This window comes from Burkholderia sp. LFS061 (assembly GCF_047978125.1).
GTDB lineage: Bacteria > Pseudomonadota > Gammaproteobacteria > Burkholderiales > Burkholderiaceae > Burkholderia > Burkholderia pyrrocinia_C.
In genome coordinates this window covers 19,165-28,776 of sequence record NZ_JBFPFS010000068.1, presented here as the reverse complement: position 1 = coordinate 28,776, position 9,612 = coordinate 19,165, and the positions used below count along the sequence as shown (strand labels likewise).

10 protein-coding genes are annotated in these 9,612 nt (G+C 70.9%); 7 read left to right on the top strand and 3 right to left on the bottom strand.

What is annotated here, in order from left to right:
* From ACNQQL_RS33890 to ACNQQL_RS33865, 6 genes are all read left to right on the top strand, one after another.
* The coding region (locus ACNQQL_RS33890; RefSeq protein WP_347068788.1) for a CpaF family protein at positions 1–1,333 on the top strand (1,333 nt) is incomplete at its 5' end.
* Entirely contained in the window at positions 1,330–2,307 is a 978-nt protein-coding gene (locus tag ACNQQL_RS33885; RefSeq protein ID WP_347068786.1) for a type II secretion system F family protein, read from the top strand. The genes ACNQQL_RS33890 and ACNQQL_RS33885, both read left to right, overlap by 4 nt.
* Positions 2,304–3,248, top strand: coding sequence for a type II secretion system F family protein (locus ACNQQL_RS33880; RefSeq protein ID WP_204422670.1), 945 nt, complete (start codon positions 2,304–2,306; stop codon positions 3,246–3,248). Before ACNQQL_RS33885 ends, ACNQQL_RS33880 begins: the two co-directional genes overlap by 4 nt.
* Positions 3,245–4,105, top strand: coding sequence for a tetratricopeptide repeat protein (locus ACNQQL_RS33875; RefSeq protein ID WP_347068784.1), 861 nt, complete (start codon positions 3,245–3,247; stop codon positions 4,103–4,105). Before ACNQQL_RS33880 ends, ACNQQL_RS33875 begins: the two co-directional genes overlap by 4 nt.
* Positions 4,102–4,530 (top strand): TadE family protein, encoded by a 429-nt coding sequence (locus tag ACNQQL_RS33870; protein WP_347068782.1) that lies wholly within the window; start codon positions 4,102–4,104, stop codon positions 4,528–4,530. Before ACNQQL_RS33875 ends, ACNQQL_RS33870 begins: the two co-directional genes overlap by 4 nt.
* Entirely contained in the window at positions 4,523–5,563 is a 1,041-nt protein-coding gene (locus ACNQQL_RS33865; protein ID WP_347068780.1) for a TadG family pilus assembly protein, read from the top strand. The genes ACNQQL_RS33870 and ACNQQL_RS33865 overlap by 8 nt, the downstream gene beginning before the upstream one ends.
* Here ACNQQL_RS33865 and ACNQQL_RS33860 read toward each other — a convergent pair.
* Together ACNQQL_RS33860 and ACNQQL_RS33855 are read right to left on the bottom strand one after the other, a co-directional pair.
* The gene (locus tag ACNQQL_RS33860; RefSeq protein WP_347068778.1) at positions 5,527–6,789 is read right to left on the bottom strand and encodes a glycosyltransferase family 87 protein; all 1,263 of its coding nucleotides are present in this window, start codon (positions 6,787–6,789) and stop codon (positions 5,527–5,529) included. The two genes, ACNQQL_RS33865 and ACNQQL_RS33860, sit on opposite strands and share 37 nt — an antisense overlap.
* A 14-nt stretch (positions 6,790–6,803) precedes the next feature.
* Positions 6,804–7,880 (bottom strand): glycosyltransferase family 2 protein, encoded by a 1,077-nt coding sequence (locus ACNQQL_RS33855; protein WP_347068776.1) that lies wholly within the window; start codon positions 7,878–7,880, stop codon positions 6,804–6,806.
* A gap of 228 nt (positions 7,881–8,108) precedes the next feature.
* Here ACNQQL_RS33855 and ACNQQL_RS33850 point away from each other — a divergent pair, with 228 nt between their 5' ends.
* Positions 8,109–8,489 carry a phage protein NinX family protein gene (locus ACNQQL_RS33850; protein ID WP_347068774.1) on the top strand — a complete coding sequence of 127 codons (381 nt, stop codon included), beginning with the start codon at positions 8,109–8,111 and terminating at the stop codon, positions 8,487–8,489.
* 51 nt (positions 8,490–8,540) lie between these two features.
* Here ACNQQL_RS33850 and ACNQQL_RS33845 read toward each other — a convergent pair whose 3' ends face one another.
* Positions 8,541–9,530: an ABC transporter substrate-binding protein gene (locus ACNQQL_RS33845; RefSeq protein ID WP_347068772.1), complete on the bottom strand. Its 990-nt coding sequence runs from the start codon at positions 9,528–9,530 to the stop codon at positions 8,541–8,543.
* Between the last annotated feature and the right edge of the window lie 82 nt (positions 9,531–9,612).

Sequence of the window (9,612 nt, the reverse complement as noted above, 5' to 3'; positions counted from 1 at the left end):
GGCGCCGGCGGTCGCGTCCGCGCCCGCGCCGCCGCCGGCCCGCACGCCCGCGGCCGCCGACACCCACGAGGCGCTGATCCGCTCCGGCAAGTTCGACGCGATCCGCACCGCGGTGTTTGCGTCGATGAACATGTCGGCGGCGCTGATGAAGACGCGCGACGAAGTGCGCGCGGGCATCGAGCAGGTGGCGGCGCACACGGTCGAGCGCGAGCGACTGAAGATCACGGCCGGCGAGCAGGTGCTGATCGTCGACGCGATCCTGAACGACATGTTCGGCGTCGGCCCGATCGAGCCGCTGCTCGCCGACGAGACGGTCACCGACATCCTCGTCAACGGGCCCGACCAGGTCTACGTCGAGCGCGCGGGCCGGCTCGAGCTCACGTCGCTGAAATTCCGCGACGACGCGCACGTGACGAGCGTCGCGCAGCGGATCGCGGCGGCGGTGGGCCGGCGCGTCGACGAGAGCAGCCCGATGGTCGACGCGCGTCTCGCCGACGGCAGCCGCGTGAACGTCGTGCTGCCGCCGATCGCGATGCGCGGCCCGTCGATCTCGATCCGCAAGTTCGCGAAGCGCGACATCACGCTCGCGCGGATGGCGCATCAGGGCAACATCTCGCATCCGATGCTGCAGGTGCTGAAGGTGGCGTGTTTGTGCCGGCTGAACATCGTGATCTCGGGCGGTACCGGCTCGGGCAAGACGACGATGCTCAACGCGTTGTCGCAGCACATCGAGCAGCACGAACGAATCGTGACGATCGAGGACGCCGCCGAGCTGCAACTGCAGCAGCCGCACGTCGTCAGCCTCGAGACGCGGCCGGAGAATACCGAGGGGCTCGGCGGAATCTCGCAGCGCGACCTCGTGCGCAACGCGCTGCGGATGCGGCCCGATCGCATCATCCTCGGCGAGATTCGCGGCCCGGAGGCGTTCGACGTGCTGCAGGCGATGAACACCGGCCACGACGGCTCGATGACGACGATCCACGCGAACTCGCCGCGCGACGCCATCAGCCGGCTCGAGAGCATGGTCATGATGGCGAACGCGAACCTGCAACTGCTGTCGATCCGGCGCCAGATCGCGAGCGCCGTGCACCTGTTCGTGCAGGTCGAGCGGATGCGCGACGGCGTGCGGCGCGTCACGCGGATCACCGAGATCGTCGGGATGGAGGGCGAGGTGGTCATCACGCAGGATCTGTTCGCGTTCCGCCAGGAAGGCGACACGACGCGCGACGCGGTCAAGGGCGTGTTCGACGCGTCGTCGCTGCGGCCGGCATTCGCGCCGCGCGCCGCCTATTACGGCGTCGAGGACGCGCTCGCCGAGGTGTTCCGCCAATGAGGGCCGCCGACCTGTTCGCGGCAAGCGCGTTCGTCGTGATCCTCGGGATCGGGCTCGCGCTGTCGTCGCTGCTCGATCGCGCACGCCGCACGCCGGCGCAGCGTATTCGCGAGCGGATGCGGCACCTGTCGCCGTTGCTCGCGGGCCGCGATGCGGGCGCGTCCGCCGGCTCCGGCGTCGCGCTGTTCAACCTCGAACGCCGGCAGGGCCGCGCGCGCACGTGGCTGCGGCGCCACCTGACGCGCGTGCGCGCGGTGGGCGGCGAAGCCGGCATGCGGATCGTCGTCGCCAGCACGATCGCCGGCGCGATCGCGGCGATCGTCGCGGTGAAGCTGATCGGTCCGCCGGACTTCCTGCGTCCGCTGATCTGCGTCGTGCTGCCGCTGCTCGCGATGCGCGCCAGCTACCGCTCGCTGGTCGAGCGCTTCCGGATCCGTTTTCTCGAAGCATTCCCGGACGCGATCGACCTGATCGTGCGGGCCGTGCGCGCGGGCATTCCGGTCACGCAGGCGATCAGCACGGTCGGCGACGGCGCGGCCGAGCCGGTGCGCTCGACGTTCCGCACGATGGGCGACAGCCTGCGGGTCGGGGCGGATCTCAAGGACGTGCTCACGCAGGCGGCGGACCGGCTGATGATCGCGGACTTCTCGTTCTTTACCGTCTACCTGCTGCTGCAGCGCGAAACCGGCGGCAGCCTCGGCGAGACGCTCGACGAATTGTCGAGCATCATCCGCACGCGCCGCGACATCCGCCTGAAGACCCGCGCGCTGACCGCCGAAGGGCGGATCACGACGAAGATCATTTCGGCGGTGCCGTTCGTGATGATCGGCGCGCTGTTCCTCGTGAACCGCCCATATGTGATGCTGCTGTTCACGACGCACGCCGGCAACACGATGCTGACGATCGCCGCCGGGCTGCTGACGGTCGGGCTGCTGGCGATCCGCAAGATCTCGAGACTGGATACCGCGCGATGACGATGTCGATGCTGGCCGCCCGCGGCCTCGAACTGCTGCTGTTGCTCGCCTGCGTCGGTGTGGCGCTCGTCACGCCCGGCGGCGGCACGCGCCGGCGCATCGCCATGCGCGTGCAGCAGGCGGCCGGGCAGCGCGCGCCGTCGCTCGCGGCGGGGCGGCTGCAGCCGGGCGAGGTCCGCCAGGGCCTGACGCGCCGGCTCGCGCAGCTCGGCGAGCGGCTGCCGGTGCTCGACCCGATGCAGCGCGTGAAGCTCGGCCTGCAATTGGCGCGCGCGGGCTTTCGCGACCGCCGCGCGGTGTCGTCGATGATCGGCATCAAGCTGAGCTGCGGCGTGCTGTTCGCGGGCGTCGCGATCGTGTTCAGCCCGTACATTCCACGGCTCGGCGAATACTTCGTGATCCGCGCGCTGGCGATGATCGCCGCGTTCGTGATCGGCGTGATCGTGCCCGAGTACGTGCTCGGCGCGATGATCCGGCGGCGGCGGCGGATCATCGCCGCGTGCTTTCCGGACGCGCTCGACCTGCTCGTGATCTGCACGATGGCCGGCAACAGCCTCGCTTCGGGCATCCGGCGCGTCGCGCACGAACTGGCGCGCATCTGCCCGCCGCTCGCCGACGAGTTGACGGTGTGCGCGGACGAACTCACGCTGAGCGGCAACGTATCCGCGACGCTCACGCATTTCGCGACGCGCGTCGATTTCTCGTCGGCGCGCTCGCTCGCGACGACGCTCACGCAGTCGCAGCGGTTCGGCACGCCGATCACGCAGGCGCTGCGAACCCTGTCGCGCAGCGAGCGCACCGAGCAGATCGTCGCGCTCGAGGAAAAGGCCGCGAAGCTCGCGCCGAAGATCACACTGCCGATGATGCTGTTCATCCTGCCGACGGTCGGCCTGATCGCGGCGGGGCCGGCGGCGATCCGCCTGCTCGAGGTATTCAAATGACACGATCCGTCGTACGCATGTTCGCGCTCGCGGCCGTGCTGCCGGTGCTGGCCGGCGGCTGCGGCGCGCCGGGCGTCCAGACGCGGCCGGTGCTGTCGCACAAGAGCGACGACCCGCAGGCCGAACTGCGCATCGCGGACAGCGCGCTCGCGGGCGGCAACGTCGATCTCGCGTCGACGCTGTACGAGAAGGTGCTCGCGAAGCATCCCGATTCGCTCGCGGCGCGGCTGGGGCTCGGCGACGTCAACTATCGCGCCGGCGACCTGGAGCGCGCGCGGATCCTCTACGACGAAGCGCAGCGGCAGTCGCCCGCGGAGCTCGGCCCGCGGCTCGGGCTCGCGCGCGTCGCGTTGCGGCAGCGCCGGCTCGACGAAGCCGCGCAGCGCTATCGCGACCTGCTGGCCGCGCAGCCGAACCATCCGCTCGCGGCGGAAGGGCTCGGCACCGTGCTCGATCTGCAGGGGCGCCATGCGGATGCGCAGGCCGTGTATCGCGACGCGCTGCGCGCGCACCCGGACGCGCAGGGGCTGCGCATCGACCTCGGGCTGTCGCTCGTGCTGAGCAACCGGCCGCGCGAGGGCGTGAACGTGCTGCTCGACGTCGCGGGGCTGCCCGATGCGCCGTGGCAGGCGCGCCAGAACCTCGCGTTCGCGTATGGCGTGCTCGGCAACACCGATTCGGCGAAGAAGCTGCTGTCCGCGGACCTGCCCGCGTCGGCGGTGGCCGACAACCTGCGTTTCTACCAGGCGGTGCGCGCGCGGCTCGCGTCGCGCGGGGCTGCCGGCGGCGCGCCGCCGCTGTCGGGTGCGGCGCTGGAGTCGGGCGTCGCGCCGCCGGGAGCGGGGGCCGCAAAATGACACGCGGGGCGACGCTCGCCCGCCGCGCGCACGGCGTCGTGTCCCTCGAGTTCGTGCTGATGCTGCCGTTCCTGCTGATGGTGCTGATCGGCATCATCGACACGAGCCTGATTCTGTGCGACAAGGCCGTCATCACGAACGCGAGCCGCGAGGCCGCGCGCGCCGGCGTCATGCTGCGCGTGCCGATGCTGACCACGACGCAGATCGCCAACGTCGCGCAGACCTACATGCAGAACAGCCTGATCACCGGCGGCACACCGACGACACCGGCCGTGACCGTGACCCAGGCGAACGGCACGACGTCGGGCACCGCGCTGACGGTGACGGTGACCTACACGTATTCGGGGCTGGTGCTCGGTTCCGCGTTCAGCGCGCTGACCGGCCCGGTGACGGTCTCGGCCACTTCGGTGATGCTTTATGAATGACGCGGGCGACACGCGCGCTCCCGGCCCCGCGCGGCAGCGCGGCTCGATCGCGCTGTTCTTCCTGCTGTTCCTGATTCCGCTGCTGTCGTTCGGCGCGCTGGCGATCGACGTCGCGTGGGTGGCCACCGTGCGCAACCAGTTGCAGAACGCCGCCGACGCGGCCGCGCTCGCGGGGGCCGACGCGATGATGTCGCCGAGCGGCGGCGCGTTGAACTGGTCGCAGGCCGCGCTGGCGGCAAACGGCGTGATCGCGCAGAACTCGGCGGCCGGCGCCGCGCTGTCGACCGGCACGGTGACCACCGGCTACTGGAACGTGACGCGCAGCCCCGCATCCATGCAGGCGACGACCATCACGCCCGGCTCGTACGACGTGCCGGCCGTGCAGGTCACCGTGACGCGCGCGCCGGGCGTGAACGGCGGCTCGATTCCGCTGCTGCTCGGCGGGCTGCTGGGGATTCCCGGCGCGTCCGGCAGCGCGACCGCGGTGGCGGTGCTGGCCGCGCCGGGCGGGGTGGCGGCCGGCGGACTGTTTCCGATCGCGATCGACCAGTGCGTGTACAACCAGTACTGGAACGCGGCGACCAACCAGCCGCTGATCAATCCGCTGACGGGCTTGCCGTACGAGTTCTCGATCACGAACGGCCAGACCTACGGCACGCTGTGCATGGGCGGGCAGTGGACGTCGTTCCAGTCGACGGCGACCGACACGACGACGATGGGCGGGCTGATGGTGACCGGCAACCCGACGACGCTCAATATCGGCGACAGCATCTACCTCGCGACCGGCGTGAAGGCGACGCTCTACACGTCGGTGCCGGTCGGCACGACGGTGGTGCTGCCGGTCGTCACGCAGACGTCGACCAGCACCTACGTGCCGATCGTCGCGTTCGCGGCGTTCCACATCGACGTGTCGCTCGGGGGCTCTTACAAGTACATCCAGGGCCACTTCGTCGCCGGCGTGAAGATGACCGGCGTCGCGACCGGCGTCGGGCCATACTACGGCGTGTACGTGCCGCCGCGGCTCGCGCTGTGAGCGCCGGACCGCGCGCGGCGCAGCAGCGCGAGGAGAGCGGCGAGCGTCACGGCCGGGCCGATCTGCGGTAGCTGCAGCCACGGGTTCAGGTATTCGTAGAGCGGCAGCGCCCACATCAGCGCGATCGTGGCCTGCTCGCCGCGCAGCCAGCCGTCGCGCCAGCCGGTCGCCAGCATGCACGCGATCGCGATGCCGAGCCATGCGAGCTCGTAATGCCACACGTACGGGTTCGCCGCGAGCGTCGCAACCGCCAGCACCGCCGCGCGTACGCGGGTGTCGCGCGAGCGCGCCCACACGATGCATGCGGCCGCGATCGCGATCGCCGCGACGCAGGCGTGCGCGGCATACGCGGCGCCGAGCGGCAGGCCGGCGAGGCGAAACGCCGCGAACGGCGTCGGCGACGCGAACCAGAACATCACGCCATGCTCGAGAATGAGCGATCGCGCGAGCCCCGCGCTGGCGACGAACAGGCGCAGCGACTCGACGCCGCACACCAGCACGCTCAACGCGCCTAACGCGGCGGTGGCGAGCGCGGCCCATGCGATCGTGCGCCACGCGCGCGCGGCGACCAGCACGAACGGGAACAGCAGCGCCATCTGCGGCTTGACCGACAGCAGGCCGATGCAGAGGCCGGCCCACATCGGCCGCCGGTCGGCCCAGTAGACGGCCAGCGCCGCGCACGAAGCGGTCAGGAACGCGTTCTGCCCGAGCATCGCGGTGACGAACACGCACGGGGCGCCAACCAGCGCGAACGCGCCGACGCGCCGCACGCCGGGCGTCGCGCCGAGGCCCGACACACGCCACGCGGCGAACCCGAACACGACGATGCCGAGCGCGACGAACAGCGGATAGCCGATCGCAAAGGGCAGCAGCGCGAACGGCGTCACGAGCAGCAGGTAGGTGGGCGGGTACAGCCAGGCGACGAGGCCCTCGCTGCGGAAATACGGGAACAACGCGGCCGCCAGCCGCGAGAAGGTCGGGAAATCGTACGCCTGCCATGGCGCGCCGTGCAGCATCACGTACGACGCCGACCAGAACACCGAGTAGTCCGCACCCGGGCTCGCGATGGCGGTGCCGGGCGTGTAGCGGATCACGTACGCCCAGATCGCCAGGAACAGCACGTGGAACACGAGCACGAACGCGCTGTATGCGACGACGCGCCGGGGCGTCAGCCACGCGCGGACGGGGCGCTCCGCCGAGCGCATCGATTGCCGGGGAATGTCCATGCGCCGCTTGCCGGTTACTTGACGGAGATTTTCCTGGCGGTGTGGCCGGCGACCGCGGGCGTCGCCGGCCGGCGGCGCGCCGCGTGCACGCGCTTGAGCGGGAACTGCAGCAGTTTCGACGCCGGATGCGCGGCGGCATCCCGCTCGGCGCGGTAGCGCCCCCGCACCAGATAGACCGGGCGTTGCTTAGACTCGTGATAGATGCGGCCGAGATATTCGCCGATCACGCCGATGCCGACCAGCTGGATGCCGCCGATGAACAGCACGACGGAAATCAGCGACGCGTAGCCATGCACCGGGTTGCCGAGCAGCAGCGTGCGCACGACGATGAACGCGCCGTAGACGAGCGCGAGCATCGCGAACGTGAGGCCGACGTAGGTCCACACGCGCAGCGGCACCGTGCTGAAGCTCGTGATGCCTTCGAGCGCGAAGTTCCAGCGCTTCCATCCGGAGAACTTCGACCGGCCGCCGCTGCGCGGCGCGCGCGTGTATTCGACGATCGCGGTGCGAAAGCCGACCCACGCGAACAGGCCTTTCATGAAGCGTCTCCGCTCGGGCAGCGCGCGCAGCGCGTCGACGACCTGACGGTCCATCAGCCGGAAATCGCCGACGTTCTCCGGCATCTCGACTTCGGAGAGCCGGTTGTGCACGCGGTAGTAGAGCGCGGCGGCCAAGCGCTGCATCAACGGATCGCACATGCGGTCGGTGCGCTTTGCGGCAACGACCTCGACGCCTGCGAGCCAGCGCTCGATCATCGCGGGGATCAACGCGGGCGGGTCCTGCAGGTCGGCATCGATCAGGATCACCGCGGCGCCGGTCGCTTCGTCGAGGCCGGCGGTGAGCGCGGCCTCCTTGCCGAAGCGGCGCGTTAGATCGACGACGCGCACGCGCGGGTCGCCGGCCATGACCTCGAGCAGCCGGTCGAGCGTGCGATCGCGACTGCCGTCGTTGATGCAGACGATCTCGAAGCGGACCGTGTCGAGCGACTCGAGGACGGGCAGAGTTTCGGCAAAGAATGCGTCGATCGTTTCGTCTTCGTCGTGAAACGGCACGACGAGCGAGACCAGCGGCTTTCTGGCGTGCGTGGGCATGCGTCCCCCGAGAGATCCGGCCTGCGCTGCACCGTATTGATCCGGTTATCGTCCGCCGCAGGCCGGACGACAGGCGTTACGATCATTGTAGGCAGAAATCGACGATTCGTAATACCGATGCGCGGGTCGCGCGGCGGGCTGTTGCGCTGTCGACGCACGGCTTGCCGATGGCCGGCGGGGCGTGTGCAGGCGCCCGGACGAGGTTTTTCGATGTCGAAGGAGCGCGCGATGCAAGTTCAAGACCTGACCGGCGCAGCGCTGGACTACTGGGTGGCGCTGGCCGAAGGCCTCGGCGCGCCGTGCGTCGCCGGCGGCGCATGCCGGGCGATCCGCGAGACGGGCGGCGCGAGCGTGTCGTTCGCGCCGTCGTCTTCGTGGACGGACGGCGGCCCGATCGTCGAGCGGCTGCCGTTCGCCGCGTTCGAGCGCGACGGCGGGCATGGCGCGTGGCGGGCCGTGCTGCATCGCGCGGTGCCGGCCGCCGGCGAGCGCTGCACGCTCAACCAGTCGGGGCCGACGCTGCTGATTGCCGCGATGCGCACGCTCGTCGCGCCGACGTTCGGCGACGACGTGCCGGATCTCGACATGTCGAAACCGAGCCGAGCGTAGCCCGTCGCGTTGCAGCGCCCGGCGCTCGTTGCTTCCGGCGCCTCCTGCCTTCTATCCGGCGGACAGATTCCGGATCGCGATCGACGCGACATCGACGCGCCGCGGCAGGATCGCATCCGCCGCCGCGCGATCGGCGACGCGCTGCAGCACGTCGATGTCGGCGCCGCTGAGGCTGCGCTGCGCGAGCGCCGCCCGGCGCGCGATGTCGGTGGCCGCGTCGGGCGGCAGGCGCGTCAGCGACGCATAGACTGTCGCGTAGTCGGCCGGGTGCGCGAGCGCCCATTGGCCCGCGCGGGTCAGCCGTGCGAGCACGTCCGCGAGCGCCGCGCGCTTCGCGCGGTCGTCGAGCGTGTCGACCGGCGACGTGAGGAACGCGAGCCCCGAATTGATGCCGCTGCCGTCGCGGACGATGCGCGCGCCGCGTCGTACCGCATGCCCGTAGTACGGGTCGAAGGTCGCCCAGATGCCGATCCGCTTGGCCTCGAACGCGGCGAACGCATCGACGGGCAGCACGAAACGCACGTCGACGTCGCGCGGCGCGAGGCCGTGCTCGCGCAGCGCGCCGTACAGCTGATATTGCGAGATGCTGCCGCGCGCGGACGACACGACGACGGTTTGCCCTTTCAGGTCGGCGACGGTGCGGACCGGCGAGTCGGGCTGCACGACGATGCCGAGCGACGCCGGCGAGCCGACGCGCGTCGCGACGATCCGCAGCGAAGGATCGCCGAGCGCGGCAGTCAGCACGGGCAGGTCGCCGGCCGGCGCGAGATCGATCGCGCCCGCGCGCTGTGCCTCGAACAGCGGCGCGGCGCCCTGGAAATTGGCCCAGCGGAACCGGTACGGCGTGCCGTCGAGCACGTGCGCGGCTTCGGCCAGCGCGCGCAGGCCGCCGGCCTGGTCGCCGAGCACGAGCGTGACGCCCGACAGGTCGGCGCCGGCCGCGCGGGCGGGCAGTGCGATGCCGCCGGCGAGCGGCGCGGCGGCGAAGGCGGCAAGACGCTGCAGCACGCGGCGGCGTGCCGTGGCGGAAGAGGGGTTCATCGGCGGCATGTCCTCGGTGATCCGCGCGCGAGCGGCGCGGCTGCCGGGCAGGTTACGGAATCGGTTTCCGGCCGACAAACAT